21 protein-coding genes are annotated in these 20809 nt (G+C 62.9%); 12 read left to right on the forward strand and 9 right to left on the reverse strand.

Annotation, left to right across the window (positions count from 1 at the left end; all coding sequences use genetic code 11):
- Positions 1 to 11: 11 nt before the first annotated feature.
- Entirely contained in the window at positions 12 to 554 is a 543-nt protein-coding gene (locus tag B0O95_RS05080; protein WP_233203128.1) for a hypothetical protein, read from the forward strand.
- A gap of 17 nt (positions 555 to 571) precedes the next feature.
- Positions 572 to 1777, forward strand: a complete 1206-nt coding sequence (locus B0O95_RS05085) for a cystathionine beta-lyase (protein WP_104077092.1) — start codon at positions 572 to 574, stop codon at positions 1775 to 1777.
- Between the two features lie 46 nt (positions 1778 to 1823).
- On the opposite strand, the gene serB is transcribed toward B0O95_RS05085, so the two are convergent.
- Positions 1824 to 2663: a phosphoserine phosphatase SerB gene (gene serB / locus B0O95_RS05090; protein WP_104076931.1), complete on the reverse strand. Its 840-nt coding sequence runs from the start codon at positions 2661 to 2663 to the stop codon at positions 1824 to 1826.
- A 231-nt stretch (positions 2664 to 2894) separates the two neighbouring features.
- Between serB and B0O95_RS05095 the strand changes: the two genes are divergently transcribed.
- From B0O95_RS05095 to B0O95_RS05140, 10 genes are all read left to right on the forward strand, one after another.
- On the forward strand, positions 2895 to 3470 hold the full coding sequence (locus B0O95_RS05095) for a DUF6013 family protein (protein WP_233203129.1): 576 nt from the start codon (positions 2895 to 2897) through the stop codon (positions 3468 to 3470).
- Between the two features lie 207 nt (positions 3471 to 3677).
- Positions 3678 to 5270, forward strand: a complete 1593-nt coding sequence (locus B0O95_RS05100; protein WP_104076932.1) for an ABC-F family ATPase — start codon at positions 3678 to 3680, stop codon at positions 5268 to 5270.
- Positions 5267 to 6295 carry a type II asparaginase gene (locus B0O95_RS05105; RefSeq protein WP_104076933.1) on the forward strand — a complete coding sequence of 343 codons (1029 nt, stop codon included), beginning with the start codon at positions 5267 to 5269 and terminating at the stop codon, positions 6293 to 6295. The genes B0O95_RS05100 and B0O95_RS05105 overlap by 4 nt, the downstream gene beginning before the upstream one ends.
- Before the next feature lie 465 nt (positions 6296 to 6760).
- Positions 6761 to 7138, forward strand: a complete 378-nt coding sequence (gene rpsF / locus B0O95_RS05110; RefSeq protein ID WP_104076934.1) for a 30S ribosomal protein S6 — start codon at positions 6761 to 6763, stop codon at positions 7136 to 7138.
- A 45-nt stretch (positions 7139 to 7183) separates the two neighbouring features.
- Positions 7184 to 7486, forward strand: a complete 303-nt coding sequence (gene priB / locus B0O95_RS05115) for a primosomal replication protein N (protein WP_104076935.1) — start codon at positions 7184 to 7186, stop codon at positions 7484 to 7486.
- Between the two features lie 2 nt (positions 7487 to 7488).
- Positions 7489 to 7764, forward strand: a complete 276-nt coding sequence (rpsR, locus tag B0O95_RS05120) for a 30S ribosomal protein S18 (protein WP_076785003.1) — start codon at positions 7489 to 7491, stop codon at positions 7762 to 7764.
- 27 nt (positions 7765 to 7791) lie between these two features.
- On the forward strand, positions 7792 to 8244 hold the full coding sequence (gene rplI, locus B0O95_RS05125) for a 50S ribosomal protein L9 (RefSeq protein ID WP_104076936.1): 453 nt from the start codon (positions 7792 to 7794) through the stop codon (positions 8242 to 8244).
- A gap of 112 nt (positions 8245 to 8356) precedes the next feature.
- Entirely contained in the window at positions 8357 to 9745 is a 1389-nt protein-coding gene (locus tag B0O95_RS05130; protein WP_104076937.1) for a replicative DNA helicase, read from the forward strand.
- A gap of 165 nt (positions 9746 to 9910) precedes the next feature.
- Entirely contained in the window at positions 9911 to 10537 is a 627-nt protein-coding gene (locus tag B0O95_RS05135) for a DUF47 domain-containing protein (protein ID WP_104077094.1), read from the forward strand.
- 12 nt (positions 10538 to 10549) lie between these two features.
- Positions 10550 to 11560 (forward strand): inorganic phosphate transporter, encoded by a 1011-nt coding sequence (locus B0O95_RS05140; RefSeq protein WP_104076938.1) that lies wholly within the window; start codon positions 10550 to 10552, stop codon positions 11558 to 11560.
- 184 nt (positions 11561 to 11744) lie between these two features.
- Here the strand turns inward: B0O95_RS05140 and B0O95_RS05150 are convergent, their stop codons facing one another.
- The 8 genes from B0O95_RS05150 to B0O95_RS05185 all read right to left on the reverse strand — a co-directional run bounded on the left by B0O95_RS05150 (position 11745) and on the right by B0O95_RS05185 (position 20783).
- On the reverse strand, positions 11745 to 12737 hold the full coding sequence (locus B0O95_RS05150; RefSeq protein WP_104076939.1) for a C40 family peptidase: 993 nt from the start codon (positions 12735 to 12737) through the stop codon (positions 11745 to 11747).
- A 251-nt stretch (positions 12738 to 12988) separates the two neighbouring features.
- On the reverse strand, positions 12989 to 14869 hold the full coding sequence (locus B0O95_RS05155) for a PhoH family protein (protein WP_104076940.1): 1881 nt from the start codon (positions 14867 to 14869) through the stop codon (positions 12989 to 12991).
- A gap of 261 nt (positions 14870 to 15130) precedes the next feature.
- Entirely contained in the window at positions 15131 to 15595 is a 465-nt protein-coding gene (locus B0O95_RS05160) for a peroxiredoxin (protein ID WP_104076941.1), read from the reverse strand.
- 71 nt (positions 15596 to 15666) lie between these two features.
- Positions 15667 to 16563 carry a polysaccharide deacetylase family protein gene (locus B0O95_RS05165; RefSeq protein ID WP_104076942.1) on the reverse strand — a complete coding sequence of 299 codons (897 nt, stop codon included), beginning with the start codon at positions 16561 to 16563 and terminating at the stop codon, positions 15667 to 15669.
- A gap of 17 nt (positions 16564 to 16580) precedes the next feature.
- Positions 16581 to 17621 carry a bifunctional UDP-4-keto-pentose/UDP-xylose synthase gene (locus B0O95_RS05170; RefSeq protein ID WP_104076943.1) on the reverse strand — a complete coding sequence of 347 codons (1041 nt, stop codon included), beginning with the start codon at positions 17619 to 17621 and terminating at the stop codon, positions 16581 to 16583.
- A complete protein-coding gene (locus tag B0O95_RS05175; RefSeq protein WP_104076944.1) occupies positions 17618 to 18574 on the reverse strand; it encodes a formyltransferase in 957 nt (318 codons plus the stop codon). The genes B0O95_RS05170 and B0O95_RS05175 overlap by 4 nt, the downstream gene beginning before the upstream one ends.
- Entirely contained in the window at positions 18571 to 19638 is a 1068-nt protein-coding gene (locus tag B0O95_RS05180) for a glycosyltransferase (RefSeq protein ID WP_104076945.1), read from the reverse strand. The genes B0O95_RS05175 and B0O95_RS05180 overlap by 4 nt, the downstream gene beginning before the upstream one ends.
- Positions 19635 to 20783 carry a DegT/DnrJ/EryC1/StrS family aminotransferase gene (locus B0O95_RS05185; protein WP_104076946.1) on the reverse strand — a complete coding sequence of 383 codons (1149 nt, stop codon included), beginning with the start codon at positions 20781 to 20783 and terminating at the stop codon, positions 19635 to 19637. Before B0O95_RS05185 ends, B0O95_RS05180 begins: the two co-directional genes overlap by 4 nt.
- Positions 20784 to 20809: the final 26 nt, after the last annotated feature.

The raw sequence follows: 20809 nt of genomic DNA on the forward strand, positions 1-20809 counted from the left end.
CTTGTATTTCAATGACCTGCGTGATTCCGTTCGTGTTGTCGGCCTGCGGCGCGCCGCAGCCGCGCAGCAGCGCCGCCGCCGATGCCGGCTCATCGCGGGTGGCCGTACGCGCGCTGGCGCCGCCTGAGCTGCCGCTCAAGCCCAATCCACAATACGCGGACTTCCCGCTGTACACCGGCACGCTCGGCGCGCGGCCCATCGAAATGCGCTTGGGCGCGAAGTCCGATGACCCGACCGGCGTGCATGGCGAATACCGTTTCCTCGACGGTGCCGCCGGGGTCATCCTTGTGGCCGGCGAGCTAGATAACGGTACGTTGCAGATCGAGGAATCGGACGACGGCACGCACATTACGGGCAACTGGGTCGGCAAGGTGGCCGTGGACGGCAGCATCCAGGGCGAGCGGATGAATCCGGACGATTCCGAGCCGCAATCGTTCGAGTTGCAACCGTCCAACGCGGCTGCCCGCGGCGCGCGCTCTCCGATCCATGGGGCCGCCGTCAATGCGCCGTCGAACCACGTTGGCGGCGTGTCAAACCTGACGGCAGGCCAATGAACAAGGATGTTGAAACGATGACAGAGGATTTCTCCGCCGCGCCCGCCGGCGCAGCGCGCGACCCGCAGACCGAGTTGCTTCATCCCGCCGCGCATGTGCAGCCCGGTTTTGAATCGTTTTCGGTGCCAATCGCACGGGCATCGACCGTGATATTCCCGGACCTGGCGTCGATGCGCGCGCTGGACTGGCGCAGTGATGCGCAGTGGCGCTATGGCCTGCACGCGACGCCGACGTCGGTGGCCTTACAGCAGCGCATCGCAGCGATCGAAGGAGGGCGTTATACATTGCTGCAGCCTTCCGGCCTATCTTCGATCTCAAACGTCTATTTTGCATTCGTGAAAGCGGGCGACGACGTGCTGGTCCCGGACAACGTTTATTCCCCCAATCGCGAGCATGGCGACTGGCTCGCGCAGGATTTCGGGATCACGGTCCGCTATTACGATCCGATGATCGGCTCGGGCATTGCCGCACTGCTGCGGCCGAATACGCGATTGATCTGGCTGGAGGCACCGGGGTCCGTAACGATGGAAGTGCCGGACGTGCCCGCCATCACGGCGATCGCGCGCAAGCGCGGCATCGTGACGGCGATCGACAATACCTATTCGGCCGGCCTCGTGTTCAAGCCGTTCGAGCATGGGGTCGATATCTCGGTGCAAGCGTTGACCAAGTACCAATCCGGCGGCAGCGACGTGCTGATGGGCGCGACGATCACGGCGGACCACGGCTTGTACCTGGCGATGAAGCGGGCCCGGATGCGCGTCGGCCTCGGCGTGTCGGCCGACGATTGCTCGCTGGTGCTGCGCGGGTTGCCGTCAATGCAAGTGCGCTATCGCGCGCACGAGCGCAGCGCGTTGGCGATCGCCGGTTGGCTGAAGTGTCGCCCGGAGGTCGCCGCGGTGCTGCATCCGGCATTTGACGACTGCCCGGGCCACACATACTGGAAGCGGGATTTCACCGGTGCGGGAGGATTGTTCTCGGTGGTGTTCGACCCACGCTATACGAGCGCGCAGGTCGACGCATTCGTCGAGGGGCTCGAGCTATTCGCGCTCGGCTGGAGCTGGGGTGGCGCGCACAGTATCGCGATGCCGTATGACATTGCGGCGATGCGTACCGCCGGTACGTGGCCGCATCGTGGCGTGCTGGTGCGTTTCTATATCGGCCTGGAGCACGAGGCTGACTTGCGCGCCGACATCGAGCGCAGCCTGACGCGGCACTTGCGATGACGTATCGCGCGCCGGCGACCCCGCGGTCGCTGGTCATGCTGCCGCGTCAGTCGAACAGGCGCAGCAGGCCGTCGAGCCCGACGTGATCGAACGCGCAGCTGGCGCGCTCACGCACCAGCGGCTTGGCGCGAAACGCGACTGACCAGCCGGCCGATGCCATCATCGGCACGTCATTTGAGCCGTCGCCGAGCGCGATCGCGCGTGATGGTTCGATGCTGAGTTGGGCACACGTGTCGAGCAACGTGCGCGCTTTTACGTCGCCATTGACGATTTCGCCGACCACGCGTCCGGTCAGCTTGCCATCGACGATCTCCAGCGTGTTCGCTCGTGTGAAATCGAGCCCGAGCCGGGCTTTCAGGCGCTCAGTAAAGAATGTGAAGCCACCCGACACCAGCAGGGTTCGCAGACCGGCGGCACGCGCGCCGTCGAGCATGGCCTGCGCGCCGGGCGACAGGCGCAAGCGCTGCTCGTACACGTTTGCGAGCACATTGGCGTCCAGGCCAGCAAGCAGGCCGACGCGCTGCACCAGGCTCTCGTTGAAATCCTTAATCTCGCCGTGCATCGCTGCCTCGGTGATGGCTGCCACCTGCGCTTTCAAACCGCAAAAGTCGGCGATCTCATCGATACACTCGATCGTGATCAGCGTCGAATCCATATCCATTGCGACAAGGCCAAAATCCGCGAGTCGGCGCGGTGGAACATACGCATAGTCGAGCTGGTGCGTGCTACAGTATGCGGCGATATCGGCGCGTTGCGACGAACTTGCGTCGCGCACACGCAGCGCGTGCGTATCGAGGCGCTCGGCATGCGTGCTGCCCGCCAACGTGGTCAGCAATCGCAGATGGTCATCGGTCAGCGGCGCGGCGCTTTGGATCACTAGATTCATCGTTCTACAGGTGTCGGTCGTCGATGCGGATCGGCGGCGATCCGGGCGGCGTGCGTTGCGGCAAAGCGGCTATTGTAGCTGCTCACGGCGCGGCATTGCCGTGCCGCGCCGTGCACCGGCGCGACATGGCGTCGCGCGGCAACGCGGCATGGCCACTTGTCGCAGCATGCGCGATGCGCGCTACGCAGGCAGATACAGGATCCGTCCCATGTATAGCCAGGAGGCGATAATATGATGTCAAGCCGTTTGTGCACCCGATACCGCGCAGGTATCCGCCGTGTCGCGGCGCGGCTGGGACCGTGGATGCTGCCCATGGCGCTCGCCGCCGTGCCGGTGAGTGCCGCGGCGCAGCTGCAACCGTTGCCCGAGGCGTCTGCGCCGCAGGTGAAGTACACTGTCAAGGTGACATCGAAAACGTACGGCAATGCGCAGCAAACGCGCGTCGTCCGCTCCGGACAGACCGATGACTACACATGGCGCATGCCTGCCCCTGGAGCGCCAGCATCGGTGCCGCGGCGTTGCCCCGGCGCGTCCGGCGTGCCGGTCGACGCCGCTGGCGCGCCGATCCGGCAAATCCAGCTCAGGCTTGCCCCTGTCGTTGAGAACCATGTGGCGAGTTTGCAGCTGTACTTCAGCGGCCACACAGTGCAGGGCATGTCAACCGTGACGGTCAATGGTAAGCCGTTGGCCTGTCCCAAAACAGTGTCGTTCACCCAAGTCACCCGGCTCTCGTTGCCGATCAATGGCAAGACCAAGACGTTGACGTTGTCGGACGGCACGCAGCTGTCGCTGTCCGCCCACTACTAGCGGCGCGTGCCGCCGCGGGCCCCGCATCGCGACGGTTAGCGGTGGCTTCGGCGAGGTGCCCGTTTGGCCGGGGGACAACAGCCGCGCGTGCTGTGGATTGGCTGCTCGGACAGCCGGGTGCCGGCCGCGCCTTGGCTGGTCCCTGCCGCGGGCGCTGGGATGGTAAAATAATCGGTTTCTCCCGAATCCCGCCCTGAGGACGTCCCCGTGCTGTCTACCGCGAACATTACGATGCAATTCGGGCCCAAGCCCTTGTTCGAAAATATCTCCGTCAAGTTCGGCGAGGGCAACCGCTACGGGCTGATTGGCGCGAACGGCTGTGGCAAGTCGACATTCATGAAGATCCTTGGCGGCGACCTGGAGCCCAGTGCCGGTACGGTCATGCTCGAGCCGCATGTGCGTCTGGGCAAGCTGCGCCAGGACCAGTTCGCGTATGAGGACATGCGGGTGCTCGACGTCGTGATGATGGGCCACACTGAGATGTGGCAGGCGATGAGCGAGCGCGACGCAATCTACGCGAACTCGGAGGCCACCGATGACGACTACATGCGCGCGGCGGAGTTGGAAGCGAAGTTTGCTGAGTATGGTGGCTACACAGCTGAGGCGCGTGCTGGCGAGTTGCTGCTTGGCATCGGCATTGCGATCGAGGACCATAATGGGCCGATGAGCAACATCGCGCCCGGATGGAAGCTGCGCGTGCTGCTGGCGCAGGCGCTGTTCTCCGACCCAGACGTGCTGCTGCTGGACGAGCCGACGAACAATCTGGACATCAATTCGATCCGCTGGCTCGAGAACATCCTGAACGAGCGGGATTCGACGATGATCATCATCTCGCACGACCGGCACTTCCTGAACCAGGTCTGTACGCACATGGCGGATATGGACTATGGCACGCTGAAGATCTATCCGGGCAACTACGACGATTACATGCTCGCGTCGGCGCAGGCGCGCGAGCGGCAGGCCGCCGCGAATGCGAAGGCCAAGGAGCGCATTGCGGACCTGCAGGATTTCGTGCGTCGCTTCTCCGCAAACAAGTCCAAGGCGCGCCAGGCGACGAGCCGGCTCAAGCAGATCGACAAGATCAAGATCGAGGAATTCAAGCCGTCGTCGCGGCAGAATCCATTCATCCGCTTCGAATTCGACAAGAAGCTGCACAACATCGCGGTGCTCGCCGAGCAGATCACGAAGAAATATGACCGGATGATCTTCCAGAACCTGGACCTGTCCGTGCAGCCGGGCGAGAAGATCGCTATCGTTGGCGAGAATGGTGCCGGCAAGACCACGTTGCTGCGTTCATTGTTCGGCAACCTGCCGCTGGATCATGGGCACGTGAAATGGGCCGAGAACGCGAATGTTGGCTACATGCCGCAGGACACGTCCGAGGCCTTTCCGGACGACGTGACGTTGACCGATTGGATTGACCAGTTCCGCCAGGAGGGCGACGACGAGACGATGGTGCGCGGCACGCTCGGGCGCCTGTTGTTTTCTGGCGATGACGTGAAGAAGTCCGTCAAGGTGCTCTCTGGCGGCGAGAAAGGGCGGATGCTGTGGGGCAAGCTGATGCTCGGCCGGCACAACGTGTTGCTGATGGACGAGCCGACGAACCACATGGACATGGAGTCGATCGAGTCGCTGCAAATCGCGCTCGAGAAATACGAAGGCACGCTGATCTTCGTGTCGCACGACCGTGAATTCGTCAACGGCCTGGCGGATCGAATCATTGAGGTCCGCGCGGACGGCACGATCGTTGACTTCAGTGGCCGCTACGACGAGTTCCTTGCCAGCCAAGGGCTCGAATGAGCGTGGACGCGGCGTATCGCAGACGGCCCACGGTCGCTGTACTGGCGACCGGTGGCACGATCGCCGGCGAGGCGGCCGACGCGGCCCGCACCGTCGGCTACAAGGCCGGCGTGGTTGGCGTGGACCGGCTGCTGGCCGCCGTGCCGGCGCTGGACAGCGTTGCGGCGATCCGTGCGGAGCAGGTGGTCAACATCGATAGCAAGGACCTCGACGATGCGCTATGGATCACGCTGGCGCGCCGCGTCAATGCATTGCTCGCGCAGGACGACATCGACGGGCTCGTGATCGCGCATGGCACCGATACGCTGGAGGAGACGGCGTATTGGCTGCACTTGACCGTGGCGAGCGCGAAACCGGTCGTGCTGACCGCGGCGATGCGCCCGTTTACCGCATTGTCGGCCGACGGCTCGCTGAACCTGCTCAATGCGGTGACGCTCGCCGCGCGTCCGGATGCGGCAGCGCGCGGCGTGCTAGTCGCGTTCGCGAACCGGATCCATGGCGCACGTGACATCACGAAGGTCAGCACGTATGCGGTCGACGCATTCGCGTCGCCGGAAAGCGGTGTACTAGGCTGGGTCCAGGATGGGCGAGTTGAATTCCAGCGGCGCGTAACGCGCGCGCATACGATTGAATCGGTGTTCAAGCTCGACGCTATCGATACGCAGCACTCGCTGCCGGCGGTCCAGATCATCATTAGTCATGCCGGCGCGTCGCGGGTGGTTGTCGACGCGCTGGTCGGCGCCGGCGTGCGCGGTATCGTCGTTGCTGGAACTGGCAATGGTTCGATTCACGCGACGTTGCAGCAGGCACTGGCCGATGCGCGTGCGAGCGGCGTCGCGGTGGTGCGCTCGTCGCGTGTCGGCTCTGGGCACGTGATGCGCAACGGCGCTGCGCCGGATGACGCGCTGGGCCTGGTCAGCGCCGGCACGCTGAATCCGTACAAAGCACGCGTGCTGCTGATGCTCGCGCTCGCGCACGGCTGGAGCGAGCCTGCGACGCTGCAGAGTCTGTTCGACCAGTACTGATTGCTGGCACGGTGCTGCGCTGAGCATGGAAGACAACCCGTCGGTGAGCCCTGAAGTGCAAAGCCAGTTGCGATCCCTGAATAATGGCACGCGCCGCGTCGTCATTTGAGCTATTTGAGCTTTTAGCCGCGTTCGTGGATTGCCTGGTGCGGTTCGCCTTTGCGGATGGAGCCAGTGAGCGCTTCCAAACCGGGCTATCAGGCAAGCACAGCATGCTGCCGGCGTGTGATCAGGCTGGATGCTCGACGGCGGCCCGACCGTCGGGGTGGAGCTGCCGCCAAGCACGGACGTGCTCGACTGACGGTAACCGATTGAAATCGCGCCAGAAACGTAGATAACCTATTGAAATTGCGCCAAAAAACCAAGCGCCGATTGCGCTGATGGGGCAGTTAAGCTAAAATTACTCGTTTCTCGCTTGCCACACCGGTTCGACGCTCGGGTGGCTTCTATCCATAAGGAGTGTCTATGCGTCACTATGAAATCACGTTCATCGTGCACCCCGACCAGAGCGAGCAGGTGCCCGCGATGATCGAGAAGTACAAGTCGACGATCACCAGCCACGGTGGCCAGATCCACCGTATCGAGGACTGGGGCCGCCGCCAGTTGGCCTACATGATCGAAAAGCTTGCAAAGGCGCACTACGTCTGCATGAACATCGAATGTGACCAGGCCACGCTCGACGAACTGGAGCATGCGTTCAAGTTCAACGACGCGGTGCTGCGCCACCTGATCGTCAAGATGAAGAAGGCCGAGACTGGTCCGTCGCCGATGATGAAGGAAGTGCAGCGTGAGGAAGCGAAGAAGGCGGCTGCGCAGTCGCCGGCTTCCGAAGCGCAGGCGTAACGTAGCGGGCAATATCAGGGAACAGGCGCAAGCCAGCGCACGCGCATGTCAAACCGGTTGCAGCTCGTGGCGAGTGTCATCGAGCGCGATCCGGTGCGTTATACGCCAGCCGGCGTGCCGATCGTCAATTGCGTGTTGCGGCACGAGTCGGAAGTCGTCGAGGCCGGTGTCAGCCGCCGCGTCGAGCTGACCATCCCGGCGCTGGCCGCCGGCGACATCAGCAGTAAGGTGGCGGCATGCGGGTTGGGCGTTCACGCGCATTTCGACGGTTTTCTGGCCCAAAGACACCGTAACGCGAAAACCCTGGTATTTCACATCACAGCATTGCAGGATATTGGAAAGGACTGATCATGGCTCGTCCCACTGGTAAGAAATTCGACAAGCGTCGTCAACAACAGAACCCGCTGTTCAAGCGCAAGAAGTTCTGCCGCTTCACGGCAGCCGGCGTCGAGTACATCGACTACAAGGATATCGAGACGCTGAAGGACTTCATTGGCGAAAACGGCAAGATCACGCCGGCGCGCTTGACTGGCACGAAGGCTCACTATCAACGCCAACTCGACACGGCAATCAAGCGAGCGCGCTTCCTCGCGCTGCTGCCGTACACGGACCTGCACAAGGCCTAAAGCCGGCGTCGATCAAGGAGAATTCGAATGCAAGTTATTCTGTTGGAAAAGGTCGTCAACCTCGGTAATTTGGGCGACATCGTTAAGGTCAAGGACGGCTACGCACGTAACTTCCTGATTCCGCAGCGCAAGGCCCGCCGTGCGACGAAGGACGCGATCGCCGAATTCGAAGTGCGCCGCGCGGAACTCGAGAAGGCGGCGGCTGATAAGCTAGCCGCTGCGCAGGCCCAAAGCGAGAAGCTGGCCGGCCTGACGCTGCAGATTACGCAGAAGTCGGGCGTCGATGGCCGTCTGTTCGGCTCGGTCACGAATCAGGACATCGCCGCCGTGCTCAAGCAGCAAGGCTTTGACATCGAGAAGGTACAGGTGCGCCTGTCGCAAGGTCCGCTGAAGACTGTTGGTGACCATCCGGTGCAAGTGGCGCTGCACACCGACGTGGTGACGGACATCACGGTGTCGGTGCTCGGCGAGCACGCGTAAGATCGCTGCGCACCTTCGGGTGTCGCGTGCAAGCAGGATCCGGGTAACCGGTTCCTGCTTTTTTTGTTTCATGCCATTGCGTGAATGGCTGAATGACCGATAATCGGTGCCCATGAACGCTTCAAATCACGATCCGCAACTTGAGTCACTGAAGGTCCCGCCGCATTCGATCGAGGCCGAGCAGTCGGTGCTTGGCGGTTTACTGCTCGACAACGGCGCGTGGGACCGAATTGCGGACTTCCTGGGTCACCAGGATTTCTATCGCTTTGATCACCGGCTGATCTACGAGCACATCGGCAAGCTGATTGCCACGTCGCGGCCGGCCGATGTGATCACGGTGTTCGAGTCACTGTCCACCGCGGGCAAGGCGGACGATGTCGGCGGTCTTGCCTATCTGAATGCGCTCGCGCAGAACACGCCGAGCGCGGCGAACATCCGCCGGTATGCTGAGATCGTGCGCGACCGTGCGGTGTTGCGCAAGCTGGTGACCGTTGCCGACGAGATTGCCGGCGATGCGTTCAATCCGCAGGGCAAGGAGGTTCGGCAGCTGCTCGACGAGGCCGAGGCAAAGGTCTTCTCAATCGCGGAGGAAGGTCAGCGTGGCACGCAAGGGTTTCTCGAGATCGGGCCGTTGCTGACACAAGTGGTCGAGCGGATCGACACACTGTACCACACGGCGAATCCGAGCGATGTGACCGGCACGCCGACCGGCTTCATCGACCTGGACCGGATGACCTCGGGGATGCACGGCGGCGAATTGATCATCGTTGCCGGACGGCCATCGATGGGCAAAACTGCATTTTCGATGAACATCGGTGAATACGTCGCAGTCGAGTATGGTTTGCCGGTCGCGGTGTTCTCGATGGAAATGCCGGGCACGCAACTTGTGATGCGGATGCTCGGCTCGATTGGCCGGCTCGACCAACACCGGATGCGTACCGGGCGGCTGACCGACGAGGATTGGCCCAAGCTCACGCACGCGGTGCAGAAAATGAGTGAAGCGCAAATTTTTATCGACGAGACGGGCGGGCTCAATCCGATGGAATTGCGCTCGCGGGCACGGCGGCTAGCGCGTCAGTGCGGCAAGCTAGGTTTGATTATTGTCGATTACCTGCAACTGATGTCTGGCTCGTCACCGGGCGAGAACCGCGCGACAGAGATCTCCGAGATTTCGCGCTCGCTCAAGGGCCTGGCCAAGGAGCTTGACGTGCCGGTCATCGCGCTGTCTCAGCTGAACCGGGGCCTGGAGCAGCGGCCGAACAAGCGTCCGGTCATGTCGGATCTGCGCGAATCTGGCGCGATCGAACAGGATGCGGACGTGATCCTGTTTATTTATCGCGACGAGGTTTACAACCCGGACAGCCCCGACAAGGGGACGGCCGAGATCATTATTGGCAAGCAACGGAACGGACCGATCGGGCCCGTTCGCCTGACGTTCTTGGGACCGTACACGAAATTCGATAATTTTGCTGGCGTGTCGACGTTCTACGACAGCGAATAACCGGGATTTGTCTTTAACGTCGTTCATTATGCTCGCTTGATCGCGCGCGCCACCCTGCTGCTGCGCCGGGCCGCAGCAGCACGCGTATTGCATGTCGCGCAGGCTGGCGATGCCCAGGTACAATACTGCACTTTTGTGTCAGCGCCCATTACTTCCGAGGGATTCATGTTCGGACGCTTCATGCCTACCGAAGGCAAGTTTTTCGAAATTTTCAACGCTCACGCGAAATGCATGGTCGACGCCAGTCTCGAACTCGAGCGGTTGATCGACGACTTGCCCAATGCGGAGGTTCACAAGCAAAACGTGCAAGCGAATGAGAAACGTGCCGACAAGCTGACGCACGAATGTATCGATTTGCTGCACAAAACCTTCATCACGCCGTTGGACCGTGAAGAGGTCCATAAGCTGATCACGACGATGGACGACATCCTCGATTTGATGGAGGATGTTGCCACTGCGGTGTCGCTGTACGACGTGCGTGCGGTGACCTCCGAGGCAAATGAACTCGCGCATGTCTGCCGGCTGACGTGCGAGCGCGTGCAGACGGCAGTGGGCCTGCTGCACGACATGAAACGCGCCAGTGCGATCCTGAAGGCCTGCGAGGAAATCGATCGTTACGAATCCGACGCGGACCGCCTGCTGCGCTCGGCGATGTCCAAGCTGTTTCGCGAGGAGGACGACGTCAAGACGCTGATCAAGCTGAAGGCGATCTTCGAGTTGCTCGAAGCCGTGACGGACAAATGCGAGGATGTCGCGAACATCATCGAAGGCATCGTGCTCGAGAACGCATAGACAGGGCAACTGATGCATTCGATCCAACTTGCTCTATGGACGGTCGCGCTGCTGGTTGCCGTCGCGCTGATATTCGATTTTATGAACGGCTTCCACGACGCGGCAAACTCGATCGCGACCGTGGTGTCCACCGGTGTGCTCAAGCCGCACCAGGCCGTGGCGTTCGCAGCCGGCTTCAACGTCGTCGCGTACTTCATTTTTCATTTGAAGGTGGCGGCCACGGTCGGCAAGGGCACAATCGACCCCGGCATCATCGATCACTACGTGGTGTTCGGCGCACTGGTAGGGGCGATTGGCTGGAACATCGTGACTTGGTACTACGGGATCCCATCGAGTTCGTCGCATGCGCTGATCGGCGGCTTGGTTGGCTCGGCGCTGGCCAAGTCGGGGTGGGACGCGCTGAACGTGGATGGACTGGCGAAGACAATCGCCTTCATTTTCGTGTCGCCGTTGCTCGGCTTTGTGCTCGGGTCACTGTTCATGCTGCTCGTGTCGTGGTTCTTCTTCCGCACGCCGCCAAGCCGCGTTGACCGGCATTTCCGTCGGCTGCAACTCGTGTCCGCGTCGCTGTACAGCTTGGGGCATGGAGGCAACGACGCGCAGAAAACGATCGGCATCATTTGGATGCTGCTGATCGCGACCGGCTACGCGTCGGTGAGCGCCGACGCGCCGCCGACATGGGTGATCGCCGGCTGCTACGTGTCAATGGGCCTGGGCACGTTGTTCGGCGGCTGGCGGATCGTGCGCACGATGGGGCAGCGCATCACGCGGCTCAAGCCGGTCGGTGGCTTCTGCGCGGAGACCGGGGGTGCGATTACGCTGTTTATGGCGTCGTGGCTCGGCATTCCGGTCTCGACGACGCACACGATCACTGGCGCGATCGTCGGTGTCGGGGCGACGCAGAAACTGTCGGCCGTGCGTTGGGGGGTCGCCGGCAATATCGTATGGGCCTGGATCCTGACGATTCCGGCGTCCGCCGCGCTGGCTGCTGCCGGCTGGTGGCTCGGCCAGCGGCTGCTGTAGGCGCGGCTCAGACCACTGCCGCGCTGCCGCCCGCCATCCATCGGGATGAGCGCGCCGGTCATGTAACTGGCGCACGCACGGGCCAGCAATAGCGCAACGTCGGCGATTTCGTCCGGCCTCGTGCAGTGGCCCAGTGCAAGCCGTGGCTGGCTGCGCGAGCCGTGCTGATCGGGTGGCTTAGCGCTCAGAAATTGCCGTGGGCAAAACGGGCGATGGGATCGTTGGCTGCAGCTGCCTGCGCTGGCGTGGCCATCGGCGTATCGGCCCCGTAGTCCTGGCTGCCCGCAGCCGGCGCGGCGCTCGCCGTCGCGCCGGCAGGATCGGGGGCGGCCGACATGACCGGCGCGGTGATCCAGGAAGCCGCTTGGCTGCGCGCGGTCGCAGCAGTCGGCGAGGGCGGCTCGAACGCATCGAACGATGTATCGCCGGTGGCCGCCATCGCTCCGATCGGGTCCGGCTCGACGGCACCAACGCCGCGCGTCTGCGTGCGTGCGAGGGATACCGACGGTGGCTCGAACGCATCCCGGCCGCTTGCGGCTTCGCCTGCAGCATACATCGTGCTGCTCGTGCCGGCCGACGGTGTCGGTGGTGCTGACGCCGCCAGCAGCGTCGGTGCGTCAAACGGCCTCTTCGGCGCGTTGCGTATCGGGGCGACACGACGAATACCGTCGAATCGCTTCGCCCAGTACGGATTCGTCACGTAGTCGATGCGTACCGTGCCGCCGGTTGATGGCGCGTTGACAAAGCGCATGTTCCCCACGTAGATGCCGACGTGTGAATGCGGCCGGCCGGACGTGTTGAAGAAGACCAGATCGCCGGGCGCGATTTTGTTCGGCTGGATCGGGCGCCCACGTTGGCTCATTTCGGCCGTAGTTCGCGGTAACTCGACCGCCGCCGAGCGCGCCAGCACGTAGCGTACCAGTCCACTGCAGTCGAAGCCGCTGCTCGGTGTGTTGCCTCCCCAACGATACCGCACGCCGACTAGGCTCATTGCCTGGATTGACACTTCCTCCTGGCCGACGCTGTGATCCACGAAGCCGAGCCCAGACGATGGGTGCGTGCGGTAGCCGCCCGCCGGCGCTTCATCCCCGCGTGTGACTGGCGGCTGCACGTTGGAGCAAGCGGCAAGCAGTACGGCGATGGAGCAGGGTGCGAGTGCAATCCAGGAGAGGCGCATGAAAAAGCGGGCGGGCGACCAGGCGCACGCCTTCCGGCGGGGCAATGACCGAATCATAGCCGCCGCACCGGGCCTGGCCAATACACTTAAGAAAGAACTTTAAGTTTGCGGGGGAATCACGTCGCCTGGATGGTACGCGTTTCGTATCGGCGGCCGGCGTGGCATCCCCCAAAAAAGCGCCGGATCACTAGATCCGGCGCCGGAAGCTGACGTCGGCTGGCGGTGGGAATCGCCGTGCTGTCTCTACAGCACTACAGCACGTCCGAAGCGTAATCTGCCAGGCGCGAGCGTTCGCCACGCGCCAGCGTGACGTGGCCGCCGTGGGTCCACCCCTTGAAGCGGTCCACCACGTAGGTCAGTCCCGAACTGCCTTCTGTCAAGTACGGCGTGTCGATTTGCGCGATGTTGCCCAGGCAAATCATCTTCGTACCGGGGCCGGCCCGCGTGACCAACGTCTTCATTTGTTTCGGCGTCAGGTTCTGCGCTTCGTCGATAATCACATACTTATCGACGAAGGTGCGTCCGCGCATGAAGTTCATGCTCTTGACCTTGAGCCGTGAACGGATCAGTTCCTGTGTGGCGGCGCGCCCCCATTCACCGGCCGTGTCGTCGGTTTTTTGCAACACTTCGAGGTTGTCGTCGAACGCGCCCATCCATGGCTGCATCTTTTCCTCCTCGGTGCCGGGCAGAAACCCGATGTCCTCGCCTACTGGCACAGTCGCGCGCGTGACGATGATCTCGTTGTAGCGCTTCTCATCGAGCACCTGCGCTAGGCCCGCGGCCAATGCCATCAATGTTTTACCGGTACCGGCCTGGCCGAGCAGCGTGACGAAATCGACCTCCGGGTTCATCAGCAGGTTCAGTGCGAAGTTCTGCTCGCGGTTGCGCGCCGTGATGCCCCATACGTTGTTCTTGTGGTGCCCGTAGTCGCGCAGCGTCTGCAGCAACGCGGTCTTGCCGTTGATTTCGCGCACCACCGCGTGGAATGCCGGCTCGCCGTTATGGGGCTCGAGATAGACGAACTCGTTGATCAGCAGCGACGCACACAGCGGTCCGGTGACTCGGTAGTACGTGGTGCCGGTCTTGGTGTCCTGCCAGCTTTCCATACCCTTGCCGTGCCGTGTCCAGAAATCCTGCGGCAGCGCACGCACGCCCGAGTAGAGCAGGTCCTTGTCTTCGAGGACCTGGTCATTGAAATAGTCCTCGGCCGGCAAGCCGAGCGCATGCGCCTTAATGCGCATGTTGATGTCCTTGGACACCAGCACGACTTGCCGCTCCGGCATCTGCGCCTGCAGCGCCCGCACGACGCCCAGAATTTGGTTATCCGCTTTGCCTTGCGGGAGCCCGACCACCGGTTCAATATTGGTGAGTTCGGTCTGGAAGAACAGGCGCCCAGCCGCTTCCCGGTTGCCCAGCCGCGACAGCGCGATGCCGGTGATCATCGCGCCACCGGCGTCGGCCACCAGCGCGTCCAGCGTGCGGCTGACCTGTCGGGCATTGCGCGCGACCTCCGACATCCCTTTCTTATGGTTGTCGAGTTCTTCGAGCGTGATCATCGGCAGGTAGACATCGTGTTCCTCGAAGCGGAACACGCAACTCGGATCGTGCATCAGCACGTTCGTGTCGAGTACGAAAAGCTTGCGCGTCGTGTCGGCGGCGCGCGTACTGGCCCGTCGCCGCGTGCCGCGTGTGCTCGGCGCGGCGGAAAGTGCGGGCGGTGTGACGCGTTCCGGTGCGGGTGTCTCGCGCAACGCGACGGGCGCTGGCGCGGCCGCGTCGCGAGCTACCTCGGCCGGAATCGTGTCGGGGGCGGGGCGTGACGGCTGAAGCAGCGCCGCAATCTGCTTCGACTTGCGCTTGCGCGCGGTGGGCGTCTCGCGTACCACTTCCTCGTCCGGCAACGCTGCGCGCAAGGCCGCATTGTCCGCTTCGAGCGATGTCAACGTCGGCAGTGGCTCGCTCACGGCGGCGCCGAACGCGACACCGTCGTCCCGGCTTGCGTAAGCGTCGTCATGGTCGTGCCCGGTGGCGGGTGAGCGCTTGCGCGCGCCCTTGGCCGTCTTCACCTTGGCCTTGTATTCGTCGGGTGAAAGCAGGTTTCCGAGTTTGCTCGGCGCGGTAGGCAAAGGCATGGTTTCCTCTGACGGAATCGGTTCAACGATGCACGCCATCCAGAGCGCCGACGCAGCGGCGCCCCGAATGGCGTGCGCCAGTGTCAGTCATATGTAATGAGTGCCGGTTCGCCTAGGTCGGTGCGGCTCCAAAGAAAAAAGCCGTACCCCCTTGGACGGGGAGCACGGCGGTAAGGTAGGTAGTTAGCCTTCATTGCGGCCCACTATAACCTGCGTTAAATGCTCACGTCAAAGGGCACATGTTGCGCTGCATCCACTGCGTCACAGCGCTTGCACGGCGGCTAGCACCTCATCGACATGGTTGGGCACCTTTACGCCGCGCCACTCGCGGCGCAGTACACTCTGCGCATCGAGCAGGAAAGTCGAGCGCTCGATGCCGCGTACTTGCTTACCGTACATCTTTTTCATTTTGACGACATCGAATAGCTGGCACACAGTCTCGTCGGCATCGGACACCAGCACGAAAGGCAATTCGAGCTTGCGCTGGAAGTTCTCATGCGAGCGTACGCTGTCGCGCGAGATGCCGACGATTTCGGCACCCGCCTGCTTAAAGGCCGGGTACGCGTCACGGAACGCCAGGCTCTCGGTGGTGCAGCCCGGTGTGTTGTCCTTCGGATAGAAATAGAGAACGACCTTGTTGCCCTTGAGCGCGGACAGCGTGAATTCGCCACCCGTCGCTGAAGCGGTGAAATCGGGAACGGTGTGGTCGATCGCAATGCTCGGCACGGATTTCTCCTGTTGTTATGACCAGCGGTAGCGAAGCAGGGCCAATGTGGGCCGACGCTCGCGCCATTGTTTCAGTCGGGTTGAATGATCAATTCGCCGGCGCGGCCCGGCACCTCGCCCCACGCGACAGGGTACGATGGCAGTGAGTCCAGGTCTAGCGTCGCGTAATAGTCGGCCATCGACACCAGTGCATGCCCCTGCGCGCGCCAGCCCGCCAGCAGGCGTTCGAGCACGGGGGCAAGCTTCTGTCCTTCCAGTTCCGCGTGTAGCGTGAAGACGTGGTCAACGCCGTTGTGCCGCGTCAGCGACAACAGATAATCGGCGACGTTGTCCACGCTCAACTCGTCCAGCCCGAGCACTTCGTCCAATGTCGGCAGGGTGGTTGGCAGCTGCACATGAGCAAGCGGCATGCCGTTGACCGTCGGCCGGTACGGGCCGTGGCCGCGCCCGTCGGACGCATACCGGATGCCCCACGCGTCGAGCTGATGAAATGCATGGTCGTTCATCTGCCAGCCTGCCGCGCCATGGGTACGCGGCGCCTCACCGAATACCTCGACAAAGCGCGCGTGGCTTTTCGCCATTTGTGCGATCGTCCATGCGCGCTCACGCGTGCGCACGTTGTCTTGCCAATACACGTGGTCCCATGTATGAATGCCCACCTCGAAGCCGGCATCGCGTGTGGCGCGCATCTGCGCCGCCGCGCGCGCGCCGATGTCCGGGCCGGGCAGCAACACGCCGTAGGCAAGCGTCTTAATGCCGTAGTGCTCGAGCACCGACGTGCGCGACACCTTACGCAGGAACCCCGGCCGGAATACCCGGCGCAATGCCCAACCGGTGTGGTCGGGGCCTAGGCTAAACAGGAACGTCGCGCCAGCGCCGGCGTGCCGGAGCATCCGCACGAGGTTCGGCACGCCTTCACGGGTGCCGCGCAGTGTGTCGACGTCGATCTTCAGTACGATGCGGGCCATTGCCGCCACCCGCGCCGTCAGTCGACCAGCGCGCGGGCTTCGGCGACCTGCGAGCGGTATGCCTTGAAGATCTTGCGCAGCGCGTCGTCCATCGACAGCGTCGGCGCCCAAGCCAGATCCTGTTTCGTATTGTCGATCTTCGGCACGCGGTTCTGCACGTCCTGGTAGCCGGTGCCGTAATAGGCGCTCGACGAGGTTTCCACCAGCTTCACCTGTTGTGCAGACTGCGCATACTCGGGGTAATCTGCCGCCAGTGCCAGCATCTTGTTGGCCAGTTCGCGCACCGAGAAATTGTTGTGCGGATTGCCGATGTTGTAGATCTTGCCGGTTGCGATGCCGGCCGGATTCTCGATGATCCGCACCAGCGCTGAGATGCCGTCGTCGATGTCGGTGAACGCGCGTTTTTGCGCGCCGCCGTCGACCAGGCTGATGTTCTCGCCCCGCACGATATGGCCGAGGAACTGCGTGACCACGCGCGATGATCCCTCCTTCGGCGTGTGGATCGTGTCCAGTCCCGGGCCGATCCAGTTGAACGGGCGAAACAGCGTGAAATTCAGGCCCTCCATGCCGTAGCCCCAAATCACGCGGTCCATCAACTGCTTCGAGCATGCGTAGATCCAGCGCGGCTTGTTGATCGGGCCGTAGATCAACGGCGAGGCTTCCGGGTCGAACTCGCCATCGGTGCACATGCCGTACACCTCGGAAGTGGACGGAAAGACCAGGTGTTTGCCGTATTTGACCGCCGAGCGCACAATTGGCATGTTGGCCTCAAAATCAAGCTCGAACACGCGCAGCGGCTGCTTTACATAGGTGGCTGGCGTGGCGATCGCGACCAACGGCAGAATCACGTCACACTTGCGGATGTGATACTCGACCCATTCCTTGTTGATCGTGATGTCGCCTTCAAAGAAGTGCATTCGCGGATGCTGCGTCAGACCGCCCAGACGATCCTTCTGCATGTCCATCCCATAGACTTCCCAATCGGTGGTTTCGAGGATGCGCTTGGACAGGTGATGGCCGATGAAGCCGTTGATGCCGAGAATCAGGACTTTTTTCATGAATGCGATGAGGATTGAGTAAGGCGCAGGAACGTTGCCGCGTCGATTACGCGCTCGTCGTGCGTAGGACCGGAGGCGTTGCGGCCGACATGGCGCAGTTCGCGGATCGCCAGCGCGCGGCCATCGCCGCACACGCCAAATAGCGCATTATCGCAAACCTGCAAGCCCGGCGGCAATGTCGTGGTGTTGGCCGCGTTGTGATGCGCGAGTCGGGCCGCAGCGACGATGAAGCGTTCGCCGCCGACGTCGGTGAACGCGCCCGGATACGGCGGCGCGACCGCGCGCACCAGGTTATAGACCTGCTGTGCGGGCCGGCTCCAGTCGATGCGGCCATCCTCGGGCCTGCGCCCACCGAAATAGCTGCCCGCGGCCAGATCGTTCGGCAGTCGTGGTGCTTCGCCGGCCAGCAGGGCTGGCAGCACCCGCCACAGCGTCTGCTCGGCGGCCACTGTCACTTTATCGAACACCTGACTCGCGGTATCGTCCGGCAGGATCGGCACTGGCGTCTGCGCGACGATCGCCCCGGCGTCCGGCTTGGCCGTCATCTCGTGCAGCGTGGCGCCCGTTTCGGTCTCACCGTTGAGCACGGCCCAGTTGGTCGGCACGCGGCCACGGTACTTCGGTAGCAGCGAGCCGTGCAGGTTGAATGCGCCACGCGGCGCCAGCGTGAGCAGGTCGGCCGGCAGCATGTGTCGGTAGTAGAACGAAAACAGGAAATCCGGCTGCGCCGCGCGCACGGCCTCGGCCAGCTCCGGCGCGTGCGGATCGGCGGGCGTGATCGCCGGCAATCCGTAGTCGGCCGCGACCGCCGCCACGCTTTCAAACCAAATGCGCTCTTGCGGATTGTCTTGGTGTGTGACGACGAGCGCGACGTCCACGCCGCGCGCGAGCAGCACGCGCAGGCAGCGCGCGCCGACATTGTGATACGCGAAGACGACGGCGCGCGCGTTCATCGGCTGCGCTCCACCGTGCCGTCCGCATTGCGCTCTATCGTGCCGTCCGCATGCTCGCCGCGCGCGATGTGCTGCGCCGGGGGCGCTGGTGCACGGCCGGTGCTGGCCGCATGCATCGGTGCATCGCTGTCGCGCTGCTGCAGCACCGCCTCCACCAAATAGCGTGGCCGCGCGCGCACTTGCTGGTAGATCCGGCCGATGTATTCACCAAGCAGGCCGAGCGCGAAAATGATCACGCCGAGCAGGAAGAACGTAATCGCGAACAGCGTGAACACGCCCTGAACTTCCGCGCCAATGATGAAGCGCCGTACCAGTAGCAGCAAGAATAGCGCCGCGGAGCCGCTAGACAGGATCACGCCGACGAACGACAGCCATTGCAGTGGCACCACCGAGAAGCCGGTGACCAGGTCGAAGTTCAACCGGATCAGGCTGTACAGCGAGTACTTCGATTCGCCGGCGAAACGCTCCTCGTGCAATACCTCGATCTCGACCGGGTTTTGCGCGAACGTGTAGGCGAGCGCCGGGATGAACGTGTTGATCTCGCCGCACAGGTTGATCGTGTCGATGATGCGGCGGCTGTACGCGCGCAGCATGCAACCCTGGTCGGCCATCCGGATCCGCGTGATGCGCTCGCGCAACCGGTTCATCGCGGCCGACGCCTTGCGGCGGAACAGGCTGTCGCGCCGCTGCAGCCGGACCGTGCCGACGTAGTCGTGGCCCTCGCGCATCTTGGCCACCAGCTTGCCGATTTCCTCTGGTGGATTCTGCAAGTCCGCATCGAGTGTGATCACGATGTCGCCGCGCGTCTGCTCGAACCCGGCGAGGATGGCCATGTGTTGCCCATAATTACCGTTGAGCAGCACGACACGGGTGGTGTCTGGGCGTATGTGGTACTGCTCGGCCAGCATCGCGGCCGAGCGATCACGACTGCCGTCGTTGATGAAAATCACTTCGTAGGTCAAGTCCAGCGCGTCCAGCGCCGGATAGAGCCGCGCAAACAGTGCGGCCAGACCCGCCTCCTCGTTGTAGACGGGGATCACGACGGACAGTTCAGGCTTATTCATTGTTGGTAACGGTGAATAATCTCATTGACGGCTTGCACGACGCGCGACACGTCAGCTATTGTCATTTGCGGAAACAGCGGCAGCGTGACAATCGCCCGCCCAACGCGCTCCGCTTGTGGGAACATGCCTGGGCCGAAGCCCCGTTCCCGGTACAGCTTAAACAGGTGGATCGGCGGATAGTGCACACCGGTGCCGATACCGCGCTCCTTCATCTGCGCCATGAAATCGGCGCGCTCGATCGTAAGCCGTTCCAATGGCAGCACGATCTGAAACATGTGCCAATTCGAGTTCGTGAAGTCTGCGGGCGGCAACTCGACGCCAGCGGCCACGGCCGCGCCGCCGGCGAAATGCTCGAAATAGGCGCGCGCCAGCGCGCGGCGCTGCGCGGTGATTTCGTCCAGGCGGGCCAGCGAGCCCAACCCGACACGCGCAGCGACATCAGTCAAATTGTACTTGCCGCCGAGCACGTCGCATTCCATTCCGTCAAAGCCGGTGCGCGTGATGCCCTGCAGCCGATACTTTTCGGCGAGCCGTGCTTCGTCATCGTGGTTCATCACCAGCGCACCACCCTCGATCGATGTGATGTTCTTGTTCGCATGGAAGCTGAATGACACGAAGTCGCCGCACGTGCCGACGCGCCGGCCGTTCCAGCTCGAGCCGAGCGCCTGTGCTGCGTCTTCGACCACGCGCAACCGGTGCGTGCGCGCGATCGCATGGAGCCGCTCCAGGTCCATCGGTATCCCGGCCAAATACACTGGGATGATCGCGCGCGCGCGCGGCGTGATGGCGGCCTCGAGCTTGTCCAGGTCCAGGTTTCGGGTGATCGGGTCGATGTCGGCGAACACCGGGGTCGCGCCCACCTCGCAGATCACGTTGCTGGTGGATACCCATGACAACGGCGTGGTGATCACTTCGTCGCCGGGCCCGATGCCGGCGATGCGCAGTGCGATTTCCATCGTGCAGGTACCCGAATTGAATGTTCGCACCGGCCGGCCGCAGTACTCGGATAGCGCTGCTTCGAAACGGGCGTTTTGCGGGCCGGTCGTGATCCAGCCGCTGCGCAGCACGTCGACGACGCCGGCAATCGTCTCCTCATCGACGTGCGGCCGCACGAACGGCAAAAAGGGCAAGGAGGTTTCGCTCATGGTGTGTCTGATCTGTTTCTCTCAGG

It is taken from the genome of Mycetohabitans endofungorum (genome assembly GCF_002927045.1).
GTDB classification, from domain to species: Bacteria; Pseudomonadota; Gammaproteobacteria; order Burkholderiales; family Burkholderiaceae; genus Mycetohabitans; species Mycetohabitans endofungorum.